General features: G+C 69.3%; 24 protein-coding genes and 2 tRNA genes. 16 read left to right on the top strand and 10 right to left on the bottom strand.

The features are described from left to right. Positions 1–225 precede the first annotated feature (225 nt). Positions 226–807, top strand: coding sequence for a SigE family RNA polymerase sigma factor (locus ACZ6R6_RS08515; protein ID WP_470091355.1), 582 nt, complete (start codon positions 226–228; stop codon positions 805–807). A gap of 145 nt (positions 808–952) precedes the next feature. Here ACZ6R6_RS08515 and ACZ6R6_RS08510 read toward each other — a convergent pair whose 3' ends face one another. Beyond that, positions 953–1,432 (bottom strand): MarR family winged helix-turn-helix transcriptional regulator, encoded by a 480-nt coding sequence (locus tag ACZ6R6_RS08510; protein ID WP_470091307.1) that lies wholly within the window; start codon positions 1,430–1,432, stop codon positions 953–955. Between the two features lie 102 nt (positions 1,433–1,534). On the opposite strand from ACZ6R6_RS08510, the gene ACZ6R6_RS08505 reads away from it, so the two are divergent. Both ACZ6R6_RS08505 and ACZ6R6_RS08500 read left to right on the top strand, forming a co-directional pair. Then, complete coding sequence (locus ACZ6R6_RS08505) at positions 1,535–2,095, top strand: YceI family protein (RefSeq protein ID WP_470091305.1); 561 nt, start codon at positions 1,535–1,537, stop codon at positions 2,093–2,095. 286 nt (positions 2,096–2,381) lie between these two features. Next, positions 2,382–2,471: transfer RNA gene (locus ACZ6R6_RS08500), tRNA-Ser, on the top strand. A gap of 77 nt (positions 2,472–2,548) precedes the next feature. Here ACZ6R6_RS08500 and ACZ6R6_RS08495 read toward each other — a convergent pair. Further along, positions 2,549–2,827 carry a tyrosine-type recombinase/integrase gene (locus ACZ6R6_RS08495; RefSeq protein ID WP_470091303.1) on the bottom strand — a complete coding sequence of 93 codons (279 nt, stop codon included), beginning with the start codon at positions 2,825–2,827 and terminating at the stop codon, positions 2,549–2,551. A gap of 15 nt (positions 2,828–2,842) precedes the next feature. Further along, positions 2,843–3,316, bottom strand: a complete 474-nt coding sequence (locus tag ACZ6R6_RS08490; RefSeq protein ID WP_470091301.1) for a hypothetical protein — start codon at positions 3,314–3,316, stop codon at positions 2,843–2,845. Between the two features lie 281 nt (positions 3,317–3,597). On the opposite strand from ACZ6R6_RS08490, the gene ACZ6R6_RS08485 reads away from it, so the two are divergent. The 3 genes from ACZ6R6_RS08485 to ACZ6R6_RS08475 all read left to right on the top strand — a co-directional run bounded on the left by ACZ6R6_RS08485 (position 3,598) and on the right by ACZ6R6_RS08475 (position 5,840). Next, complete coding sequence (locus ACZ6R6_RS08485; RefSeq protein ID WP_470091299.1) at positions 3,598–4,431, top strand: acyl-CoA thioester hydrolase/BAAT C-terminal domain-containing protein; 834 nt, start codon at positions 3,598–3,600, stop codon at positions 4,429–4,431. A gap of 402 nt (positions 4,432–4,833) precedes the next feature. Then, a complete protein-coding gene (locus tag ACZ6R6_RS08480) occupies positions 4,834–5,283 on the top strand; it encodes a WapI family immunity protein (RefSeq protein WP_470091297.1) in 450 nt (149 codons plus the stop codon). Between the two features lie 419 nt (positions 5,284–5,702). Further along, positions 5,703–5,840, top strand: coding sequence for a hypothetical protein (locus tag ACZ6R6_RS08475; protein ID WP_470091295.1), 138 nt, complete (start codon positions 5,703–5,705; stop codon positions 5,838–5,840). Positions 5,841–6,275: 435 nt separating this feature from the next. On the opposite strand, the gene ACZ6R6_RS08470 is transcribed toward ACZ6R6_RS08475, so the two are convergent. Together ACZ6R6_RS08470 and ACZ6R6_RS08465 are read right to left on the bottom strand one after the other, a co-directional pair. Continuing rightward, complete coding sequence (locus tag ACZ6R6_RS08470) at positions 6,276–6,500, bottom strand: hypothetical protein (RefSeq protein ID WP_470091293.1); 225 nt, start codon at positions 6,498–6,500, stop codon at positions 6,276–6,278. 96 nt (positions 6,501–6,596) lie between these two features. Next, positions 6,597–6,854: a hypothetical protein gene (locus ACZ6R6_RS08465; protein WP_470091291.1), complete on the bottom strand. Its 258-nt coding sequence runs from the start codon at positions 6,852–6,854 to the stop codon at positions 6,597–6,599. A gap of 80 nt (positions 6,855–6,934) precedes the next feature. On the opposite strand from ACZ6R6_RS08465, the gene ACZ6R6_RS08460 reads away from it, so the two are divergent. Further along, positions 6,935–8,056 carry a diaminopropionate ammonia-lyase gene (locus ACZ6R6_RS08460; RefSeq protein WP_470091289.1) on the top strand — a complete coding sequence of 374 codons (1,122 nt, stop codon included), beginning with the start codon at positions 6,935–6,937 and terminating at the stop codon, positions 8,054–8,056. Between the two features lie 78 nt (positions 8,057–8,134). Here the strand turns inward: ACZ6R6_RS08460 and ACZ6R6_RS08455 are convergent, their stop codons facing one another. Beyond that, complete coding sequence (locus tag ACZ6R6_RS08455) at positions 8,135–8,713, bottom strand: CGNR zinc finger domain-containing protein (protein ID WP_470091287.1); 579 nt, start codon at positions 8,711–8,713, stop codon at positions 8,135–8,137. A gap of 104 nt (positions 8,714–8,817) precedes the next feature. Here ACZ6R6_RS08455 and ACZ6R6_RS08450 point away from each other — a divergent pair, with 104 nt between their 5' ends. Both ACZ6R6_RS08450 and ACZ6R6_RS08445 read left to right on the top strand, forming a co-directional pair. Then, positions 8,818–9,678, top strand: a complete 861-nt coding sequence (locus ACZ6R6_RS08450) for an alpha/beta fold hydrolase (RefSeq protein WP_470091285.1) — start codon at positions 8,818–8,820, stop codon at positions 9,676–9,678. Between the two features lie 155 nt (positions 9,679–9,833). Then, entirely contained in the window at positions 9,834–10,346 is a 513-nt protein-coding gene (locus ACZ6R6_RS08445; RefSeq protein WP_470091283.1) for an HPP family protein, read from the top strand. 250 nt (positions 10,347–10,596) lie between these two features. Here the strand turns inward: ACZ6R6_RS08445 and ACZ6R6_RS08440 are convergent, their stop codons facing one another. Continuing rightward, positions 10,597–11,235, bottom strand: coding sequence for a hypothetical protein (locus ACZ6R6_RS08440; protein WP_470091281.1), 639 nt, complete (start codon positions 11,233–11,235; stop codon positions 10,597–10,599). 418 nt (positions 11,236–11,653) lie between these two features. Further along, entirely contained in the window at positions 11,654–12,838 is a 1,185-nt protein-coding gene (locus ACZ6R6_RS08435; protein WP_470091279.1) for an esterase-like activity of phytase family protein, read from the bottom strand. A gap of 351 nt (positions 12,839–13,189) precedes the next feature. On the opposite strand from ACZ6R6_RS08435, the gene ACZ6R6_RS08430 reads away from it, so the two are divergent. Genes ACZ6R6_RS08430 through ACZ6R6_RS08410 form a run of 5 tightly spaced genes read left to right on the top strand, consistent with a single transcriptional unit; the run spans position 13,190 to position 17,263 of the window. Continuing rightward, the gene (locus ACZ6R6_RS08430; protein WP_470091277.1) at positions 13,190–13,705 is read left to right on the top strand and encodes a SigE family RNA polymerase sigma factor; all 516 of its coding nucleotides are present in this window, start codon (positions 13,190–13,192) and stop codon (positions 13,703–13,705) included. Next, positions 13,702–14,901, top strand: a complete 1,200-nt coding sequence (locus tag ACZ6R6_RS08425; RefSeq protein ID WP_470091276.1) for a TolB-like translocation protein — start codon at positions 13,702–13,704, stop codon at positions 14,899–14,901. The genes ACZ6R6_RS08430 and ACZ6R6_RS08425 overlap by 4 nt, the downstream gene beginning before the upstream one ends. 55 nt (positions 14,902–14,956) lie before the next feature. Further along, positions 14,957–15,433, top strand: coding sequence for a SigE family RNA polymerase sigma factor (locus ACZ6R6_RS08420; protein ID WP_470091274.1), 477 nt, complete (start codon positions 14,957–14,959; stop codon positions 15,431–15,433). Next, on the top strand, positions 15,433–16,788 hold the full coding sequence (locus ACZ6R6_RS08415) for a hypothetical protein (RefSeq protein ID WP_470091272.1): 1,356 nt from the start codon (positions 15,433–15,435) through the stop codon (positions 16,786–16,788). Before ACZ6R6_RS08420 ends, ACZ6R6_RS08415 begins: the two co-directional genes overlap by 1 nt. Positions 16,789–16,798: 10 nt before the next feature. Beyond that, entirely contained in the window at positions 16,799–17,263 is a 465-nt protein-coding gene (locus ACZ6R6_RS08410) for a MaoC family dehydratase (RefSeq protein ID WP_470091270.1), read from the top strand. Positions 17,264–17,429: 166 nt separating this feature from the next. On the opposite strand, the gene ACZ6R6_RS08405 is transcribed toward ACZ6R6_RS08410, so the two are convergent. Then, positions 17,430–18,065 (bottom strand): response regulator, encoded by a 636-nt coding sequence (locus ACZ6R6_RS08405; RefSeq protein WP_470091268.1) that lies wholly within the window; start codon positions 18,063–18,065, stop codon positions 17,430–17,432. Further along, positions 18,062–19,192 (bottom strand): sensor histidine kinase, encoded by a 1,131-nt coding sequence (locus tag ACZ6R6_RS08400; protein WP_470091266.1) that lies wholly within the window; start codon positions 19,190–19,192, stop codon positions 18,062–18,064. The genes ACZ6R6_RS08405 and ACZ6R6_RS08400 overlap by 4 nt, the downstream gene beginning before the upstream one ends. A 131-nt stretch (positions 19,193–19,323) precedes the next feature. On the opposite strand from ACZ6R6_RS08400, the gene ACZ6R6_RS08395 reads away from it, so the two are divergent. Together ACZ6R6_RS08395 and ACZ6R6_RS08390 are read left to right on the top strand one after the other, a co-directional pair. Next, positions 19,324–19,893 (top strand): hypothetical protein, encoded by a 570-nt coding sequence (locus tag ACZ6R6_RS08395; RefSeq protein WP_470091264.1) that lies wholly within the window; start codon positions 19,324–19,326, stop codon positions 19,891–19,893. 339 nt (positions 19,894–20,232) lie between these two features. Beyond that, a tRNA-Arg gene (locus ACZ6R6_RS08390) sits at positions 20,233–20,305 on the top strand. Positions 20,306–20,528: the final 223 nt, after the last annotated feature.

Here is a 20,528-nt window from a genome sequence, read left to right as displayed (position 1 = left end):
AGGTTTCCCCGTTAGCGTCACATGCCTGCCGGGGTCCCGCCGTCCGCTTGCGCCAATAACTCCGGCAGGTGTCCGACCACGTATCAAAATTCCCATCCCTGGTACAACGCGTTGCCCCCCACATTCGGGCAAACCCGCACCAAGTGCCCCGCGGCTCGGTGATCACGGGGCTGGGCTGTTTTTGCCGTTGAGGGGATGAAATATAGGTTCCGGTTCAGCCGAATTATGGGCTCCGGCTGCGATTCTGGCCACGAGACGCACCCTGACCACGGGCTGGTGATCGCGGTGACCGGCGGGACCCACGAGGAGTTCCGCGAGTACGTCGTTGCTCGCGGTCCCGCGCTGCTGCGCGCCGCCCACCAGCTCACCGGGCAGCCCAGCGACGCCGAGGACCTGCTCCAGGCGGCGCTGGTCAAGACGTATCTCGCCTGGGACCGCATCCAGGACCGCGCGGCCCTGGACGCCTACGTGCGCCGGGCGATGATCAACATCAACATCTCCTGGTGGCGGCGTCGCAAGCTGGAGGAGTATCCGTCGGAGGAGATCCCCGAACCGGTTCTGGTGGGCGGCCACGGCCACGGCTATCTGCCCGAGCGGGTGGAGCAGGCTCTGGAGCGGCTGCCGGCCCGTATGCGGGCCGCGGTCATGCTGCGCTACTACGAGGACATGACCGAACCGGAGATCGCCAAGACTCTGGGGATCAGTGTCGGTACGGTCAAGAGCACGGTCTCGCGGGCGATGGCCAAGCTCCGCGGCGACCTCACGATCCCGGAGCAGCGGCAGATGGAGACGCAGGTCCAGCGCTAGACCCGCGCGGCGGCGGACGGGGGAGTCTCCCTGTCCGGCGGCGGTCGAGGGAGCCCCCCTGCCTGACGGCGGCTGAGGGGAGCTCCCGCCATCCGGCGACATCCCGACCGGGAGCCCCCGTCGTCCGGACGGTGTGAGCCCTCCGTCATCCGGACGGTGTGAGCTCCGCCCCCGCCGTGGCGCACGGCCGTACGGCGTCGCGGATGATCCTGAGCGTGGCGAGGAAGGTGCTGAGCTGCTCGGGGGTGAGCAGGCCGGTGAACCAGGTCTCGATGTCGGCCAGGTGCTGGGGGAGCACGGCGCCGAGCCGGTCGGTGCCCGCCTCGGTGATGGTCGCGTAGGAGGTCCGGCGGTCGCTGGCACACGCCTGCCTCGCGACCAGCCCCTCGCGCTCCAGCCGGTCCACGACCCTGGTCACCCCGCTGGTGGACAGGCTGGTCTGCGCGGCCAGATCGCTCATGCGCAGGCGCTGGCCGGGTGAGCGCGCCAGCCGGATCAGGGTCTCGAAGTCGATGTCTGAGAGCCCCGCCGCTGAGAAGGACAGGTGCATCTTCGCGGACAGGCCGGTGTGGGCCTCGGCCAGCAGGCCCATGGCGGTCAGCCGGGAGTCGTCAAACGGGGTCACGTTCACACTGTATCCGACGATAGTTGACGCGCGGAATATTCCTCGTGTAGAAATCTGTTGTCGCAAACGTCCGCACGGCAAGCATCTCGATCGGGAGTAGACATGAGCACTCGGACCTGGGAAGACCTGCAGATCCCCGCCCCCGGAACCTTCGCCATCGACGTCGCCCACACCCGGATCGGCTTCATGGCCAAGCACATGATGGTGAGCAAGGTCCGCGGCAACTTCGGAGAGTTCTCCGGGACCGTCACCATCGCCGAGAACCCTCTCGACTCCTCCGCCGAGCTCACGATCAAGACGGAGAGCATCACCACCGGCTCCGCCGACCGTGACGGTCACCTGCGCAGCGACGACTTCCTTTCGGTGGAGAAGTTCCCCGAGCTCACCTTCCGCAGCACCCGCGTGGTCGGCTACTCCGGCGGCGAGTTCACCGTCCTGGGCGACCTCACCATCCGCGACGTCACCAAGCAGGTCGAGCTCACCGTCGAGTACGGCGGCGCCGGCACCAACCCGTGGGGCCAGGAGCTGTGGGGCTTCTCCATCACCACCGAGATCGACCGTGAGGACTTCGGCCTGACCTGGAACCAGGCCCTGGAGACCGGCGGCGTCCTGGTCGGCAAGAAGATCAAGATTGAGATCGAGGGCGAGGCCAACCCCGTCTGATCCCCGTGATCTACTCGGACTCCTTCCCCGTGTCCCCGCCTCCGGCGTGGGCGGGGAGGGAGCCCCTGTTGTGTCCGCTGGTTGAGAATCAACGTCTCGCACTACGAGAATCCACAAGATATCCACCGTGCCGAGCTGCGAAGACTTGACTCTGTCCACAGTTGTGGAGCAAGTTATCCACAGATGGTGGATAACTTCACCGGTCCCGTTCTCGGCGACGCGACCGGTAGCCGCTTTGCCGCCTTGGCGGATGGCCGGTACTCTGTGCTGAGCCACACGGCAACCAGGAGGCTTCGCCTAGTCAGGTCTATGGCGCCGCACTGCTAATGCGGTTTGGGTTTACCGCCCATCCGGGGTTCAAATCCCCGAGCCTCCGCAGATCAGAGGCCCTCTCCCGAAACCTCGGGAGAGGGCCTTTTGCGATCTTGAGGGCTCATGGTTGCAACCGGGGGCTCAGAGTTTTCCCCAGAGTGCCGAGGCCGGCCGCTCCCCGGCGTTGCGCATGAGGGGTGTGGACACGTGTGTGTACCGCTCGGTCGTGGTCACCCTCGTGTGGCCGAGTACCTCCTGAACGACGCGGATGTTCACACCCTGCTCGATGAGGAGCGTCGTGGCCGTGTGGCGAGCGTCGTGCACCCGGACGTTCCGCACTCCCGCTTGCTTGAGGATCGCTTTCCACACCTTCCAGTCCTCGGTGCGCTCGATCGGACCGCCGTGCCGGGTGGCGAACACGAGGTCGTGATCCTCTCAGCGATCCCCCGCCTTGAGGCGATCCGCGGCCTGGAGCTTGCGGTGCGCCTTGAGTGGTGCGAGGAGCTCGGGAGGGCACTGGAGGGTGAGCTTGCTCCTGCCCTTGCGCTGCCGGAAGACGAGGCCCCCGTCCGTACGTTTCGGGCACCTGTCGGCGTGGCTCGTACAGTCCTTGAAGCAGGTCCTCCTGAAGCAGGTGTGCCCCTGCTTCTTGCAGTCCTCCTTACAGCCGGGGTTGTGCCCGTGATCCCTGCACTTCTTCTTGCAGGGCCAGCGGCGCCATCTCTCACCGCACTGGTGAGGATCGGCGCGCCCGTGCCGCCACTTGGTGCGCTGGAGCTGGAACCACGCCTTGATCACTCCGGTCTCCAGGTCGACGTACTGCCGGCGGAGCCTGAGCGCTTCTCCCCGGCGGATGCCGAGAGCGAGAGCGACCGACCAGCGCGCGCCGTTCCGCCGGGTGCCGGCCATGTCAGGGCGGCGGCGCGGCGCGCCGCCGCACAGATGCAGCCCTCACGATCGCCACGGCGTGGCTGGTCGCCATACGTGCTTGGGGGCGATCGACGAGTCAGGGTTCGTTCCTCACCCTGACTCACCGGGGAACGTGGTGTGGTCTCCGTGCGTGGTGCGGGCTGTCCGGTGAGGTAGTGCACCAACGGAAGGTGGTGGACCGCAGAGTGCCTGCCACCCGGTCGCATGCGCGCCTTCTTGTAGATTGCGGTGCCGCCAAGTGCCGAGAGAAGAGGACGAACATGGACGAGCAGGAACTGGCCGAGCCGTGGGAAGGCGTCTTGATCACTCCAGGTCCTGTCAGTCATGCGGGCGTCCTTGTTCTGGCGGGGTCGAGCGGACGTATCGAACGGGAGAGGGCTCGTATTCTCGCCCGAGAGGGAATGACCGCGATGTCGTTTCGCTGGTTCGGCGGTCTCGGGCAGCCGCCGGGTATCTGCGAGATCCCTTTAGAGACCTTCGTGTCCGCCATTGATCTGCTCGAATCCACCGGCGTACGCCGCATCTGCTTGTTGGGGTCGTCCAAAGGGGCAGAGGCCGCCCTGCTCACCTCCATCTATGACCCGCGTGTCGACGGCGTCGTGGCGATGTCGCCTAGCTCCGTGGTGTGGGGCAATGTCGGCCCAGGGCGAGATGGGCAGCACCGCCCTTACCGGTCGTCCTGGACCTGGAAGGGGCAACCGCTGCCTTTCGTTCCCTATGACGATGACTGGACAGTGCCCGAACCGGCGAACGGCCCGGTGGCCATTCGCGGCTGGTACGAGCGCAGCGAGCGGACGTTCGCCGACCTTCTCCCCGCCGCCGCGATCCCCATCGAGCAGACCAGGGCGGACGTGCTACTGGTGGCAGGAGGGGACGATGCGATGTGGCCGTCCCTTACGTTTGCCGAGCGACTTGTCGCTCGCAGCCGGACCGCTCGTCTGATCAGCCGGGGCGAAGCCGGCCATCGCCCGCGTCTTCCCGGTGAAGGCCCAGCTCCCGAATCGCCGCGATTCCTCTACGGGGGTGACACCGCTGCCGACGCAGGACTCGGAGCCGACGCCTGGCCGCACATCCTCGATCTGCTTCGCGGTTGACCCGGTGTGCAATACGCGGCAATGATCTTGATGTCAAGAGGCGAGCGGCAAGAGCACGCCGCAGCTCGGCGTGCATGTAGAGGCCGCATCAGTCACGCGCTGTAAAACCGTCGGCTATTGGTGCCGCACTTACGATCGCCCTGCGGTGACTGGCCGGCGTGGCGGACTGGGGGCGATCGGAGGTCCAGGGCTTCGTTTCTCAGCCCCGCCCCGCCGGACACTGTGGCTGGCGTGCCCGTCGCGTGCCCGATGGGATGGGAAACCAGGGGGAACAGCGGGGACTCACGGACACAGCGAAACCACCTTTGACTTGGAGCACAGCAGGTCACAGGGGTGCGCGCCGCAATCTTCCGAACTGGTGACCGTGGACTGGATGTATGTCCCCTCGTAGAGGATGACCGTATGGATCATGCGGAGATCGTCATCGGCTGGGGCAAGCAGTTCGATCATGTGCTGATCCGGGTTCTCGGTCGTATGCATCCTGGCTGTACCGACTTCTGGGACGGGAACTGGCTGACCTCACCGATCCACGTGCGGGTCGGAGGGTTCGCCACCACGATTGACGCGGGGCTTCGGGCTGAGGAACTGCGTAACTTCCGCCTGGCTTTGGAGCGCGTCCACGCAGACGTCAAGGGAAGTGCCACCCTTTCCTCCCTTGAGCATTGGATAGAGCTCACCGTCGAATGCCACCCCACAGGCTCGCTGTCGATCTCCGGGACCGCGACTGACGATCCCGGGATGTGGAACACCCTGCGCTTCGAGATCGACGGCTTGGACCAGACAGATATCCCGCCGCTGGTGGACGCGCTCGTTGCGGCCGAGGCGCGATTCCCCGTTCTGGGGCGCGAATGAGTGCTTCCGGGAGCCATCGTGGGAGCCAACCAGGTGGACGATCATGAACCGAGGCGGACGGACCTGGAGCGCGATGACTGGGAGACGGCCCTCCTCGTTATTGAAGAGCTCGGCGACGCGCATCTTCGGTCGCCCGAGTTCTGGGACCTGCTGGCCGACACCGCCCGCCTGTTGTGGCTCCACAAGGACGCCGAGTGGTACGGGTGGCGCGGCGGTGAGGTTCGCAACGGCGCCGTTCTCGCCGAGCTTCGTCTCATGGGCCCCGAGGAGGGGGCCGGACGAGACCTTTGCCTCCTGGCGCAGTGCTCCGGCCCATGTGGGACATCGGCCGTCTCACGCCCGAGGGTGACTCCCTGCTCAGCATCGTCACACTCTGGGTCGAGGGCCGCGACCCCTTGGAACCGGGGGAGTGTGGGCGGGTGAGACTGCTACCGCTGACCTTCGAGCACTGGCGGCACGTGAAGCCGGGCGATGTGATCACCATGCACGAGATACGGCCCCCGGCCGGGACGGCGCGCATCACCGAGATCATCTCACCCAGAGCAGCCGGTTCCTAGCTGCAGCTGTAGTTGCGATCCACCGTCGTGCCACGCCGTTCCAGATGGACTGGCCGCGCCTATTGGTCCACGTTGAACCGATCGGGACGGGCTGGATCAGAGCTGCTAATGCGGTTTGGGTTTACCGCCCATCCGGGGTTCAAATCCCCGAGCCTCCGCAGGTCAAAGGCCCTCTCCCAGAACCTTGGGAAAGGCCTTTCTGATCTTTGAGGGCTCATGGTTGCAACCGGGGGAACAGAGTTTTCCCCAGAGTGCCGAGGCCGGCCGCTCCCTGGCTTTGCGCATGAGGGGTGCGGACACATGGGCGTACCACTCGGTCGTGGTCGCCCTCGTGTGGTCCAGGACCTCTCACCGCACTGGTGAGGATCGGCGCGCCCGTGCCGCCACTCGGTGCGCTGGAGCTGGAACCACGCCCTGATCACTCCGGTCTCCAGGTCACGTACTGCCGGCGGAGCCCGAGCGCTTCGCCCTGGCGGATGCCGAGCGCGAGAGCGACCGACCAGCGCGCCCCGTTCCGCCGGGTGCCGGCGACGCCCTCCGGATCGCCGGGGTCGCGCGCGTCGACGAGCTCGCCTCGCTGAGGATGTCACGGATGAGGGCGTCGATCAGCGCGTCCACCAGCTCATGTTCGGTGGACTTGTCAGCTTCCTCCGACACCATGGGGTGCTCCTTTGCTGTTGATGGGAGCCGTCCCTCGGCTGCCGATCGTGGGACAGCCGAGGGATGGCGTGGGTGCTTGGATCAAGCTGCCTGGTGTCAGCGGCCCGCGAGCATGGCGAGCAGCAGTGGGTGTTCGATGAGGTTCTCCCCGCTCTCTTCACGGCGGCGCATGAGCAGAGCCAGCAGCAGGGGGTGTTCGATGAGGTTCTCCCCGCCCTCACGGTCGTCCGCCTGTGGCCGGCCGTCGTAGGCGGCGGGGAGCGCCCGGCGGTCACTCCGGACTGACTTGACCCGCCTCGCCCAATCGATTCCGGTGTTCTCGCCGTCACTTCGGGTGGGTCTGCGGCTCGGCATTCATCGAGCCATCCATCTGAGATCACGTGCGCTGCCGCCGTGGACCCCCGTCCGCTCCGGCGCTCTCTAGCATTTCCGTCATGGAGAAGCGGAGCTGGCTGAACACACGACGAGAGACCTACACCGCGAGGGAGCGCGAGCTGGTCGGTGTCGATCACGCCGTGCGGGCCCGCTCCTTCTTCCGCGGCCACCCCGCCTACGGCCGCACCCCGCTGCGCCCCCTCCCCGCGCTGGCCGGTACGGCGGGCGTCGCCTCGATCCGGATCAAGGACGAGAGCGGGCGCATGGGGCTGGGCAGCTTCAAGGCTCTGGGCGGCATGTACGCCGTCGCCCGGCTGGTGCGGACCGAGGCCGAGGCCGAGGGGGGCCATGGCTCAGGGCCTGCCGAGGAACGGTTGCGGGAGGTCGCCGCGCGTATCCCGTTCGTCTGCGCCAGCGCCGGCAACCATGGGCTGTCCGTGACGGCCGCGGTGCGCGGGCTCGGTGGCAGGCCGATCGTGTTCCTCAGCGAGGACGTCCCCGAGCAGTTCGCCCACCGGCTGCGCTCACTCGGCGCGGAGGTGCGGCGCGGAGGGAGCGACTACGAGGAGAGCATGGCCACGGCCCTGGAAGCGGCCGAACGCCACGGCTGGCGGCTGGTCTCCGACAGCTCGTGGGACGGCTACACCACCGTCCCCCTCGACATCATGCGCGGCTACACCGTCCTGTTCGACGAGATTGACGAACCAGGCGAGACGGGCGAGACGGGCGAGACGGGCGAGGCGCCCACGCACGTCTTCGTCCAGGCGGGCGTGGGCGGGCTGGCGGCCGCGGCCGCCGGGTACGTACGCGACCGCTGGGGTGAGGGGCCCAGGGTCGTCGTCGTCGAACCGCAGGCCGCTCCGTGCCTGCTGGCGAGCGCCCGCGCGGGCAGGCCGACGCGGGTCGACGGCGGGCGGACCCTGCTCGGGCGGCTGGACTGCCGGGAGCCGTCCCTGCTGGCCTGGCGGCTGCTGTCCCGGCTGGCCGACGCCTTCGTCACCGTCACCGACGGGCAGGCCGAGGCCGCCGCACGGCTCCTGGCGGCCGAGGGCGTGCGGGTCTCGGCCTGCGGCGCCGCCGGCGCGGCCGGTCTGCTCTCCCTGGACCAGGGCACGCGTGCCGCACTGGAGCTGGGATCCGGCTCCAGCGTCCTCGTCGTGGGGACCGAAGGCGCTCTCTGACGGCCCGCCCGGGGCGTCGGCGTTACGGCGCGGTCGGCGGCGACGGTGGTCTCCGCCGAACTCCAGCGGGCTTCACCGTCAGTCCAGGGACCTGTGGCGTTCCTGGAACCGGCTGCTCTTCGCGCGGTTGCCGCAGGTCTCCATGGAGCACCAGCGGCGGCTGCCGTTCTTGCTGGTGTCGTAGAACCAGAGCACGCACGCGGGGTTGGCGCATTCACGGATCCGTTCGGGACGCTCGCCCATCAGGCGGACGAGGTCGGCCGCCGCCAGCCAGGCCGCGTGCCAGGACGGATGGTTGACGACGACCTCCTCGTACGGCTGCGCGCCCCGCAACCGGGGCCGCCGTGAACCGTGCTCCAGGACGGCGTCGAGCAGGCCCTCGCCCTCGCCCTCGCCGGACGCGGCGCCGGGCCGCTCCTCCCCGTCACTCAGGACGGCCCGCAGCCTGTCGCTCAGGACGGTCCGCAGCGCCTGGCGCGCCATGATCAGGGGTCTCTTCGCCTGCTCGGCGTCGCCGGGCAGGCCGTGCTCGGCGAGCCAGGACTCCGTCCCGCCGGAGTCGTCGAAGAAGTCCACCCAGGCGCCCTGCTCCACCCAGGCGGTGTTGACCAGGTCCAGCGCCAGGGGCTCGCCCAGCAGCGGCCGCGTTCTCGTCATGCTTCCACTATAACCCTCTAAGTTCATTTGACTGGTTGATGGCGTTGCGCTACCGTGGCACTGCCAACCAGCAAAATGCTTTTAGATGGTTAGGGATGATCGTCATGGCAATCCGCCACCACTCGGCCAGGATCGATGAGCTGGACGTCTTCTACCGCGAGGCGGGTGACCCCTCCGCGCCCACGCTCGTACTGCTGCACGGCTTCCCCACCTCGTCGATCGCCTACCGGGACCTCATGGAGGAGCTGGCCGACGAGTTCCACCTCATCGCCCCGGACTATCCCGGTTTCGGGCACAGCTCCGCCCCGGCGGCCGACGAGTGGGACTACACCTTCGACCACCTGGCCGACGTCGTCGACCGGCTGCTCGACTCGCTCGGCCTGACCAAGTACGCGATCTACGTGCACGACTACGGCGCGCCGGTCGGCTTCCGGCTGGCCCTGCGCCATCCCGAGCGGATCACCGGCATCGTCACCCAGAACGGCAACGCCTACGAGGAGGGCCTGACCCCCTTCTGGGACCCCATCCGCGCATACTGGGCCAACCCGAGCCAGGCCAACGGTGACGCGCTGCGCGGCCTGCTCACCCGCGAGGCCACCCACTGGCAGTACACCCACGGCGTCCCCGACGTCTCACTGGTCAACCCCGACAACGAGGCGTTCGACCAGGCGCTGCTCGACCGGCCGGGCAACCAGGAGATCCAGCTGGCCCTGTTCCTCGACTACGGGGTCAACCCCGGCCGCTACCCCGACTGGCAGGAGTATCTGCGCACCCAGCAGCCGCCGCTGCTCGCCGTCTGGGGGCGGAACGACGAGATCTTCGGCCCTGACGGGGCCCGGGCCTACGCCCGGGACCTGAAGGACGCCCGCATCCATCTCCTGGACGCCGGCCACTTCCCGCTCACCACGCGCCTGGCGCAGAGCGCCGCCCTGATCCGCGGCTTCCTCCGCGGCCTGTCCGACTGATCCGGCCTATCTGATTGACCCGGTCTGCCTGGCCGGCAGGAGCGTCCGGTCCGCCCTCCGGCGGGCCGGGCCCCGGCCCACCCCATGCCCTGAAGCGGCCCCCCGTGTCCTGAAGCGGCCCATCCCGTGCTTTGAAGCCCGAACGGAGATCTCCGATGGCGATCCTTGCCTCCAGCCTGACGTCCAAGCCCTCGGCCGCCCCCGCGCGGCCGTCGGCGGTCACCATCCTCGTCACCACCCTGGCCACCCTGGCCGGGCTGCTCCTGCTCGCCGCGGTGACCTCCGCGACCAGCCTCCCGCTGTTCGCGCTGCCGTTCGCGGCGAGCGCGGCCATCGTGGCGGTCGCCCCCGCCGCGCCGTTCGCGCAGCCTCGCAGCATCCTGCTCGGCCACCTCAGCGCCGCCGCGCTCGCGTTAGCGATCACCATGCTGAGCGGGCCGTCGATCTGGGCCGCCGTCGTCGCGGCGGGCCTGGCCACCGCGCCCATGCTCCTGCTGCGCGCCCCGCACCCGCCCGCGACGGCCACCGCGGCCCTGATCGGCCTGACCGACCCGGACCCGGTCTTCCTGCTCAACCCCGTGCTGGCCGCCGGCGTGGTCGTCATCCTCGGCGGCATGGCCCTCGGCCGGGCACTGCCCGGCCACCGCTACCCCGCCTACTGGCGCTGACCGGAGCGGGACGGCCCTGCCTCCCCGGCTCCTGCTGCCTGGAGCGGCACCACACCGGCGACATCGAGCTGTCCCACACCCTCCTCCACCCTCCTGCCGGACATCGGAGGCCCTCCTCCGACATCGGGGACACCGGTACGCCCACGGGCACGCGGCCCGGTGAGGACGCCGTACCCGCCGACGGCGGGCACGGCGTCCTCGGGCGTCCAGCCAGGTCCCGGCCGCACCCGGTCCGGCGTGGCCGCGGTGCTCAGTTCGGCGGGGTCAGATCGACGAAGGCGGTGCAGTTACCCGGCCACGCCGGGTTCCCGGGGGTCCCGGGGGTGGGCTGCACGGTGCACCTCGTGTGGGCGATCTCGCCGATCGCGCTCCGCACCGTGACATGGATGTCGTTGCCCATGCTCGCCATGGAGACGCCGACCACGCTGCCGGGATAGTTCGCCACCGATGAGATGTCGACCCAGCGGGGCACCGTGCGCAGGTCCCGGATCAACGTCGCCCCGTTGCTCTTGACGGCCCCGATGAACGTGAGGCTGCCCTGGAACGCCGTGGCGATGCCCGCGCTTGATCCCTGCGGGCCCTGGGGACCCCGCGGACCCAGTAGGCCCTGCTGACCTTGCGGCCCCTGCGGCCCCTGAGGGCCCGGCAGACCCTGAGGGCCTTGAGGTCCCCGGGCTCCCTGCGGGCCGCGTACGCATTTGGAATTCTTGGCGTATCCGTTTCTGCAGTCCGTCCACGCGCGGACCGCCGACTTCTGGGAGGCGATGCTGAAATAGCGGTTCAGCGCCACCCCGCCGTTGGGGAAGGCGGGGCGCGGGCGGACGGTGTCCGATTTATCGGCGGCGCCGGCCGGAGCCTGGTGCGATACCGCGAGAAATGCGCTGATCACCGCCATTGCGGTGATCCAGGCCCGGCCCCGCCTGCCGCGCCGCGGAGGCGGGACGCCCCTGCTGTCATTGGGAGTCATTTAGTTCCGTATCGTCGGTGATTTCAGTGAATCGGCATCGGATGAGACCGCCGTTACGGCGGCAGCCGGGAGATACCCGCTGTCCGATGGGATGGCACGTCGATCCGGTTAACGGAGATTAAATGAGTGTCGCAGTGACGGGAAAACGCAATTCACACACGCTTCCGGCACTCCGCGTTTCCCGTCGAATTGTGCCTTCGGCGCTGATAATCGAATTAGATGTGATTGATTTGCGATGAGAGTGCTTGGCCGAGATCCGGCGGGTCGCGGCTGCGCCGGGGCGCGGTGCCGCCGCCCTCCCGGCACCGCGGGAGGGCGGCGGCTCACAGACGCCGGCCGGTCACAGGTAGACGCGGGGGTCGGCCAGGAGCGGGCGCGGCAGCCGTACGGTGATGAACTCGTTGTCGTCGGGCCTGCCCGGCGTGCGGCCGGAGGAGAACGGGAAGTTGTTGTCGTCGAGCACGCCCAGCGTCCAGTCGTCGAGGATCACGACGTCCTCGATGGTCTGGAACGGGAAGCGGAAGGTCTCCCCGGAGCCGCCCAGGCCGCGTGGGTCGGCCAGGTCCAGCAGATCGGCGACGAGGGTCTTGCGCAGCTCCTGGCCGCGGGTGTCCACGAGATAGATGCGCTTGGTCCTGGCCTCCTCCCCCTGGAGGTTGTCGCGCTCGATGACCAGGAACCGGTGCCGGTCGACCGCGATCATGTCGCCGATCGCGTTGTCGGGGCTGTCCAGCCGGTAGGTCCAGCGCTTGCCGGTGTAGGCGTGCCGGCGCAGGTCGAACTCGTGCATCCGCAGCGTTCCGGACGGATCACCGGAGACGGTGCCCTCCAGCAGCGGATAGAGGGCGCGGCCGTCGACCGAGCGGGCCATGCCCTCGAACCCCTTGCTCCGGCCCAGGTTGGGCTGCTCCCCGCCGAGGGACGGGTTCTCCGGGGCCTTCACGCCGGGCAGCGGGACGGGGGCCTCCAGCAGCTTGCCGGAGGGGGAGAAGTGGAGCAGGAACGGGCCGAACTCGTCGCCGATCCAGTAGGTCCCGTCGAGGGTCCGCACGATCGACTCCACGTCGAAGTCGGCGCCGGTCAGCACCCGGTCGGCGCGGACCAGCGGCCAGCTCACATGGCCGTCGGGGTCGCTCAGGCCGAACCCGCCCAGCACCTTGACCTCGCCCCGCCGGAAGTCGGGCCTGATCCGGTGCACCCGCAGCAGGAAGTCGGCGCTGTTGGCCTTGGCGCCGTAGCCGTTGTCGGACAGCACGTCGAAGGTGCCGTCGTGCCGCCGCACGATGCCGCTGAACCCCTGCACCGGCTGCGCGGCGAACGGCGGGGTCACACCGTTGACCGGAGCCGTGCCGAGCTGGGCCCCCGACGGCTCGCTCCCGGGCACGAACGTCTGGGCGGGCAGGGAGGCGAACCCGGTCAGCGTGGCCCGGTCGGACCCGGGGCGCCAGGGGTCGGCCACCGCGGGCGCGGCCATCGCCAGTGCCAGTACGGCCGCGCCCAGGGTGATCGTCATGCGTCGTCTCATGGCGGCACGCTAGGGAGCCCACGTGAACGGCCGATGTTGTGGTGCGGACCGCACAGCGAACAGCGGCAGAGCCGTACAAAAACCTTCAGACACGTGCATATGGCTACAGATAGCCGGATGGCATGACAGAACCACCCTTAAGGTCTGTCCGGTGTTCCGATCATGAGATGGGGGACCCCCGCCCCGCGCCGTCCGGCCCCTGATGAGTCCTCCGGCGGCCGGTTCCGGCCGGGGAGGACTCCCGCCGCTTCCTGCCGTGGGAGGACTCCCGCGCTTTTCCGCAGGACGATGCAACAGTTCGCCGGACAAGTCCATCTGAGAGGTGACAGGGACGACGAAAGGCGAAGGCAGTTGGAAGCAGATCCCCGGTTCGCCGGGTTCGTCGCCGAGCGTGGTGACGCGCTGTTGCGTTACGGCTACGTCCTGGCTGGGAACCCGCACGACGCGGCCGACCTGGTGCAGGAGGCGCTGCTGAAGCTGCGCGCCTCCTGGCCGAGACTACGCGCCAAGGACAATCCGGAAAGTTATGTGCGTACCACCATGGCCAGGCTGCACACGGCGGCCTGGCGATTGCGGCGGCGCGAACTGCTCGCCTGGGACCCACCGGAGCACGGGTACCACGACGCGCTGCCCGGCGAAGACGAGCAGGCCCTGTGGGAGGCGCTGGCCGGGCTGCCCCGCAAGCAGCGGGTGGTGCTGGTGTTGCGCTACTACGAGGGGCTGAGCGACGAGGAGATCGCGGCGGCCCTGAAGATCTCTCGTGGGACCGTGCGGAGCCAGGCGTCGCGGGCGCTCGGCAAGCTCCGTTCCGCGGCGGGCGAGCACATCGAGGAAGGCGTCATGTCGGATCGTGGGGAGCGGCGATGACTGGCATCGAAGATCGGTTGAGCAGGACCCTGGAACACTCGGCCGGACGAGCGCCGCGGCTGGCCCCCTCGGCGGCGGAGCGGCTGGAGACCGGCTACCGGCGGCGCAGGCACAGGTCCCAGGCGCTGCTCGCGGCGGCGGCCGTGGTGGTGGTCGCCGGCGGGGCGCTCGTGGGCCTGCAGAAGGCCGGCGACGGGAGGGCGTTGCCCGCGGCCGGCCCGTCGGAAGCGCCGTCCGTGGCGATCAGCACCGCCGCGCGACCCGTCGAGAAGGTGTGGCCGCAGGCCGTGTGGAAGATGCCCGCCAAGGACTCCGAGGGCAGGGAACTGCGTCCCGTCGCGCTGACCGACGACGGGACGCTGCTGGTCAAGGCGTGGCGCAAGTTCGAGCAGCCTGAGGTTCTCTACCTCTACAACCTGGCCGGAGGGGAGCTGCGGAAGATCGCGGACATGCGCCGGTCGAGGAAGGCCGCGGGGGGCGTCGCGGACTTCAGCATGGGTGAGGGCGTGGTGGCGTGGTGGACGTCGACGAAGACCTCCGTGCGCCTCTGGGCCGTGCCGCTGACCGGCGGCGAGGTCAGGCAGGTGGCCGAGCACAAGACCGGAGGCGACGTGATCGACAGCCTTGCCGTGGCGAAAGGCGCGATCGTGTTCTCCGTGCTGAAGGGCGGGGTGTTCAGCGTTCCCGTGGACGGGGGCCAGGTGACGCCGGTCGACCGCGGGGCCGGGTTGCACCTGTTGTCCTGGCCGTGGGCGGGCTCGCCAGGCACGTGGAGCCCCCCGGACGGGGCGCCGTTCACCCATCTGGTCAACCTGGAGACCGGGCAGACCAGCGACGCGGCCCCGGCCGGTCAGGGAACGCAGTTGCTCGCCTGCGGCGTTCAGTCCTGCCTCGCGACGACCTCCGGCGGCGCCAGAGCGTTCACCCGGCTGCGTGACGGCTCCGATCAGCAGGAGGTGCCGACCGGCTTCCAGATCCCGGAGCCGCCCGGTCAGAGCCGCTTCTACGTGCGCACCCTCGAAAGCGACGCCCCGGGTCTCGGGCTCTACGACCTGAAGACCGGGACGCTGGCGGACCTGGGCATCAGGAACGAGGGCGCGCAGGGCGAGGTCCCGGTCGCCGACCGGGCCGGGCGGATGATGACATATCGGACCGCGGGCGGTAGGTACGTGATCGACCTGTCCAGGATTCCCTGACCGGGGACGGGCCGGGTGATGCAACAGAACGGTCCCCCCGTGCGTCCCTGGGATCGTGGAGTTCACCGATTTCGTCGCAGCGCGCGGGGACGCGCTGTACCGGTACGGCTACGTCCTCACCGGCAACGCCGAGGACGCGGCCGACCTGACGCAGGAGGCGCTGATGCGCCTGGGAGACGCCTGGTCCAGGATCCGGAAAAGAGATGACCCGGAGGGATACGTCCGTACGACCATGGCCCGCCTGCACATCAGCATCTGGCGGCGACTGCGCAGGGAACGGCTGGTCGCGGCGGTCCCGGAGACGACCTACACCGATGCCCACCTCGACGGTGACATCGGTCTGTGGAAGGAGCTGAAGAGCCTGCCGCCCCGGCAGCGGGCCGTGCTGGTCCTGCGCTACTACGAGGACCTGCCGGACCAGGAGATCGCCGAACTCCTCGGTGTCTCGCGGGGCACGGTACGCAGCCAGGCGGCCCGTGCGCTGGACAAACTCAGAATCCAGGTCACCGATCTCGAAACGGGGCGAGTGTGATGACGTACGACAGGAGCGAGGCGGAGCTGGCCCGCACGCTGACCGGCGCGGCCGACACCGCGCCTCCACCGGTGGACGACCTGCTCGCGGCGGTCCACCGGCGGCGCGGGCGGCGCACGCGCAGGCGGGTGCAGTCCGCGCTCGCGGTCGCCGGGGTGATCGCGGTGATCGGTGGCGGTACGGCGGTGGCCAGGGGGTCCTTCTCCAGCGGGGGCGGAGAAGGGAACGCGCTGACCAAGGTGACGGCCGCGCCGTCGGCCGAGCCGTCCTCCGAGGACCGGGCCGGCGAGGACGGGGCCGAGGAGGCCGGGCGGCTCGAGGTCCGGCCCGCCGCGGAGGTCTGGCCCTCGGCGGTGTCCACGATCCCGGCCGCGGCGCCGGACGGCTGGCGCTACCGGCCGGTGACCGGGCTGAGCGCCACCGAGCTGCTGCTGACCGCCGAGTCCTCCTTCGAGAAGGCCGGGCGGCTGGAGGTCTACGACACCGCGACCCGCGAGCGCAGGATCCTCACCGAGATGACCGAGCCGTCGGGGGTGAAGGGCTACTTCGTCCAGGACGTCGAGGTGGGCCCCGAGCACATCGCCTGGTACGGCACCAGGCCCAACAGCGGTGAGAAGTGGGCCGACTTCTGGGTGGTGCCCCGTTCCGGCGGTACGGCCACGCGGATCGCCGAGGTGTCCGGCGGCGTGAACGTGGAGCGGATCGCCGTCACCCGCGACCACGTCCTCTGGTCCGACCGTTCGGGGGGCGTCTTCCGCGTCCCGATCACCGGAGGCACTCCCGAGAAGGTCCCCGGCGGCGAAGGGCTCCACCTGCTCTCCTGGCCGTGGGCCGCGGACTACGTCAGGTCCAGCGGCATGTGGAAGAACCAGAGCGAGCTCGTCAACCTGGAGACGGGAGAGCGGCAGGAGATCCAGGTGCCCGACGGGGTGAGCGGGCTGCGCTGCTCCGAGACCTGGTGCGCCGGGCAGCGGAAGGGCGGCGGTCTCCTCGTGCAGCGGCCGGACGGCTCGGACCCCCGGGACGTGGCGGACGTCTCCTACGGAGGGGACCTGGACATCGCGCTGGGACGCCACCTCACGGTGTCCCCGTCCGATCCCTCCAGGAAGTTCTTCTCCGCGTCCTACGACCTGGCCACGGGCACCGCGGGTGGGATCGGCTGGGTGAGCGAGGACGGCACCTCGGGCGGCATGGGCACCGGGATCTCCTCCAGCCCCAGCTCGATCCACTACTGGCGGGCGGGCACCGTGAAGACGGAGAAGATCTGCCACAAGGATGTCTGCGGCACCGAGGAGGTGGGCAAGGCGACGGAGTACACGGTGCTGAACCTTCTCGCCGTCCCTCCGGCGGAATAAAGTTCCGAGCATGAGGATCTTCAAGGATGTCATGGAGCTCAAGGCGGCCGTCGGCGAGCACCTGGGCTACACCGAATGGCGCCAGGTCACCCAGGAACAGGTCAACCTGTTCGCCGACGCGACCGACGACCACCAGTGGATCCACGTCGACGTCGAGAAGGCGGCGCAGGGTCCGTTCAAGGGGACCATCGCCCACGGCTACCTGAGCCTGGCGCTGCTGCCGTCGTTCATGACGGAGCTGATGGAGGTGGGCAGCCTGGCCATGGGCATCAACTACGGGCTCAACAAGGTCCGCTTCCCCGCGCCGGTCCCGGTCGGCGCGCGGATCCGGGCCGGAGCGGAGCTCGGCGACGTCAAGGGGACCCCCTCGGGCTACCTGTCGAGCATGCGCCTGACCATCGAGGTGGAAGGCCAGAAGCGGGCCGCCTGCGTCGCCGACACCCTCTCCCTCTACGTCCCCGAGAAGACGTCCTGAGCGGACGTCCCGAGCGGGTGTCGAGAGGGCGTCCTGAGACGGGGAGCCCCCGGGACCCGGAGTTTCGAGGGGGTTCTCCAAGGGAGGGTTCCGAGACCGGAGTTTCCGAGACCGGAGTTTCCGAGACCGGAGTTTCCGAGAAGGGAAGGGTTCCGAGATCGGAGCCCTACGTCCCCGCTGACAGCTCCTGAGCGAGGATCGCGGCCTGGACGCGGCTGCGGAGACCCAGCTTGTTCAGCACCCTGCTGACGTGGGTCTTCGTGGTCGCCTCCGCCATGTCCAGCTCGGTGGAGATCTCCGCGTTCGACATGCCCCGCCCGATGCAGGACAGCACCTCACGCTCACGCGGTGTCAGGCTGCCGATCTCCTGCGGCCTGCGCTCCGGGACGGACGTCCCGAAGGCCGAGATCAGCCGCCGGGTGACCGACGGCGAGATGAGCCCGTCCCCCCGGGCCACCACCCGCAGCGCGTCCACCAGCGCGCCGGCGTCGGTGTTCTTGAGCAGGAACCCGGCGGCCCCCGCCCGCAGCGCCCCGAAGATGTATTCGTCGATGTCGAACGTGGTCAGGATCAGGACGTCGGCGATCCCGCTCAGCTCGCGTGTCGCGGAGATCCCGTCCAGCTTCGGCATCCGGATGTCCATCAGCACCACGTCGGGCCGTAGGGCGATGGCCATGGCGACGGCCTGCTCGCCGTCCGCGGCCTCCCCGACGACCTCGATGTCCTCCTGACCTCCGAGGATGAGGACGATTCCGGCGCGGACCGCCGCGTGGTCGTCGGCGACGAGGACTCGGATGGTCATGAGATCTCCCCGGTGGGCAGTTCGGCGCGGACGCGCCAGCCGTCCTCGTACGGCCCGGCCTCGAAGAGGCCGCCGACGAGGGTGGTCCGTTCCCGCATGCCGATGATCCCGGCGCCCGCGCCGGGGAGCGCCCGTCCGGCGCCGCCGACCGGATTGTCCACGATCAGCGTCACCAGGCCCGGCCGGTAGCCGATCACCAGGTCGGCGACCTTGCCGCCGTGCTTGAGCGCGTTGGTCAGCGACTCCTGGACGATCCGGTATCCGGCGAGATCAACCGGGGCGGGCAGCTCCCGGATGTCGCCGTCCACGCGGAGCCGTACGTCCAGCCCCGCCTCCCGAGCCCGCTCCACCAGCTCTTCCGCCTCGGCGACCCGCCGCCGCGTGGCCTCGGCCTCCTCGCCGTCCTGCCGGAGCAGTCCGATCATGGCGCGCATCTCGGCCATGCCCTGGACACTGTTCTCCCGGATGGACTCCAGCACGCCCCGCACGGTCTCCGCGTCCAGATCCCTGCGGGACAGCACGGCCGTGGACTGGATGGCGATCGCGCTGAAGTGGTTGGCGATCATGTCGTGCAGCTCCCTGGCCATCCGGGCCCGCTCGGCGTCCACCGCCGCCTGCCGGTCCAGCTCGGCCAGCCGGGCGACCTGCTCGGCTCGGGCGCGTTCCAGCTCGGCCTGGTCCTGGAACTGCCTGATGATCATCCCGGTGAGCACAGGGGTGACCCCGATCAGGCCGAGCTGGACGGCGGTCACCGGCAGGACGCCCAGGTCGCGGAAGATGAACACCGCGGCCGTCCCGCCGATGACGGCGAAGACCGAGGTGACGCCGAGCAACCACTTGCCCAGCCGGGCCGGGCCGTACCGGGTGGAGGCGTAGAGGTTGTCGGTGAAGACCGCGATCGTGCCCATGGACGGGCCGAGAAAGCCGTCGGCGGTCAGCGCGACGACGCCCAGCGCGAGGGCGGCCCTCGGCGAGGTCCGCCGCACCGCGACCCCCAGGCAGCTGACCAGCAGCGGCACGACGAGCAGGTAGGCGGGCGTCGACCGGTGCAGGTAGGCGCCGGCGAAGAGCAGGACGATGCCGACGGCGAAGGAGGCCACGGCCCACAGCGCGTCGTCCCGTCTCATGCCCCTTATCTCATCATCTCCGGGCGTCCCGTTGATCCGGAAGCAGGCGGGTCCGCCGTACACACAAGGATGTAGGCCGGTTCATCAGTGTCGACGATGCCTCAGCCGGTGGCGGCCGGGATCATTGACGCATGATTCTGGCGGTTGTCATCGGCTGCGAGATCGGGTTCTGGGTCCTCCTCGGGCTGGGCCTGGCCTCGCGCTACCTGTGGGGCATGCGGCGGCTCAGCACGGTGCTGCTGGTGTCGGTGCCGCTGCTGGACGTGATCCTGCTGGCCGCCGCCGTGGTCGACATGCGTGGCGGCGCGGAGGCGGACTGGCGCCACGGTCTGGCCGGCGCCTACCTCGCCTACTCGATCGTCTTCGGCCACCGGACCCTGAAATGGGCCGACGCGAAGTTCGCCCACCGCTTCGCCGGAGGCCTCGAGCCCTGGAAGCCCCCGGCGGGCGGCATGGCCAGAGCTCGGTACGAATGGGGCATGTGGCTCCGGATCGTCATCGCGTACGGCCTCACCTGCGCCCTGCTGTACGGCCTGGCCTGGATCGTCGACGACCCCTCCCGGACGGAGGCGCTGACCGCCTTCATGGGCGGCATGCTGAAGGTCCCGCTGATCGCGGTGCTCTGGCCGGTGAGCTACACCCTGTTCCCGAAGAAGGCGGCCGCCTCCCCCGAGGGGGAGGCCGCGCACTCGGAGCGGTAGCCGCGTCCCCACAAAGGTGTTGGCCTGTTCGAGGACGCTCTCGTTCTCGGTCCGCCCGGTGACGCACGGCACGAGGAAGGCCGGCACCCCGTGAATGTGCTCGTAGAGGTGCTGCAGCCCTTCCCGGACCCGCTCCATCGACCTGGGGAACGCGTAGGCCCGCCGGGCGCCCTCCTCCGGCATGGGCGCCCCCGGCTGGTTCATCCCCATCCGCCCCCCACCGGCGGCGACACCTCCGGCGGACGCCGAGGAATCCAGGCACGAAGATCTCGCCAGAGCCAGATCCATTAAGTGGTTCGAGGCACGCCCCAAGACCCGCTATGATTACTTACGCAGCGAGCGGCCGTAGCTCAATGGATAGAGCATCTGACTACGGATCAGAAGGTTAGGGGTTCGAGTCCTCTCGGCCGCGCAGATGCAAGAAGGCCCCTGAGCAGGGATTATCCGCTCAGGGGCCTTCTTCTTTCTTGACCGTCCGGGGTTCTTGCTAACACCCTTGCTAACAGGGTGGCTCCCACCGCTCTTGCGATGCCTTCTCTCATGATGGAGCCGAACCGACCGGCCGTCCCGGCAGGCACCCGGTCGCGTGAACCGCGGCATGGTGTTGATCACGGAACTGTCGGGGATGTCTGCTT

Source organism: Streptosporangium sp. NPDC048886 (assembly GCF_055586905.1).
Note: the sequence above shows the minus strand (reverse complement) of the source record. Positions and strands in the feature narration are given on the sequence as shown.

Excerpts from the sequence above, each read along its gene's own strand:
- ACZ6R6_RS08425 (WP_470091276.1), top strand. The coding sequence starts at position 13,702 with ATGACTGGCATCGAAGATCGGTTGAGCAGGACCCTGGAACACTCGGCC.
- ACZ6R6_RS08490 (WP_470091301.1), bottom strand. The coding sequence starts at position 3,316 with ATGGCCGGCACCCGGCGGAACGGCGCGCGCTGGTCGGTCGCTCTCGCT.
- ACZ6R6_RS08435 (WP_470091279.1), bottom strand. The coding sequence starts at position 12,838 with ATGAGACGACGCATGACGATCACCCTGGGCGCGGCCGTACTGGCACTG.
- ACZ6R6_RS08515 (WP_470091355.1), top strand. The coding sequence starts at position 226 with ATGGGCTCCGGCTGCGATTCTGGCCACGAGACGCACCCTGACCACGGG.
- ACZ6R6_RS08480 (WP_470091297.1), top strand. The coding sequence starts at position 4,834 with ATGGATCATGCGGAGATCGTCATCGGCTGGGGCAAGCAGTTCGATCAT.
- ACZ6R6_RS08455 (WP_470091287.1), bottom strand. The coding sequence starts at position 8,713 with ATGACGAGAACGCGGCCGCTGCTGGGCGAGCCCCTGGCGCTGGACCTG.
- ACZ6R6_RS08400 (WP_470091266.1), bottom strand. The coding sequence starts at position 19,192 with ATGAGACGGGACGACGCGCTGTGGGCCGTGGCCTCCTTCGCCGTCGGC.
- ACZ6R6_RS08410 (WP_470091270.1), top strand. The coding sequence starts at position 16,799 with ATGAGGATCTTCAAGGATGTCATGGAGCTCAAGGCGGCCGTCGGCGAG.
- ACZ6R6_RS08395 (WP_470091264.1), top strand. The coding sequence starts at position 19,324 with ATGATTCTGGCGGTTGTCATCGGCTGCGAGATCGGGTTCTGGGTCCTC.
- ACZ6R6_RS08470 (WP_470091293.1), bottom strand. The coding sequence starts at position 6,500 with ATGGTGTCGGAGGAAGCTGACAAGTCCACCGAACATGAGCTGGTGGAC.
- ACZ6R6_RS08465 (WP_470091291.1), bottom strand. The coding sequence starts at position 6,854 with ATGCCGAGCCGCAGACCCACCCGAAGTGACGGCGAGAACACCGGAATC.
- ACZ6R6_RS08450 (WP_470091285.1), top strand. The coding sequence starts at position 8,818 with ATGGCAATCCGCCACCACTCGGCCAGGATCGATGAGCTGGACGTCTTC.
- ACZ6R6_RS08485 (WP_470091299.1), top strand. The coding sequence starts at position 3,598 with ATGGACGAGCAGGAACTGGCCGAGCCGTGGGAAGGCGTCTTGATCACT.
- ACZ6R6_RS08445 (WP_470091283.1), top strand. The coding sequence starts at position 9,834 with ATGGCGATCCTTGCCTCCAGCCTGACGTCCAAGCCCTCGGCCGCCCCC.
- ACZ6R6_RS08415 (WP_470091272.1), top strand. The coding sequence starts at position 15,433 with ATGACGTACGACAGGAGCGAGGCGGAGCTGGCCCGCACGCTGACCGGC.
- ACZ6R6_RS08460 (WP_470091289.1), top strand. The coding sequence starts at position 6,935 with ATGGAGAAGCGGAGCTGGCTGAACACACGACGAGAGACCTACACCGCG.
- ACZ6R6_RS08505 (WP_470091305.1), top strand. The coding sequence starts at position 1,535 with ATGAGCACTCGGACCTGGGAAGACCTGCAGATCCCCGCCCCCGGAACC.
- ACZ6R6_RS08405 (WP_470091268.1), bottom strand. The coding sequence starts at position 18,065 with ATGACCATCCGAGTCCTCGTCGCCGACGACCACGCGGCGGTCCGCGCC.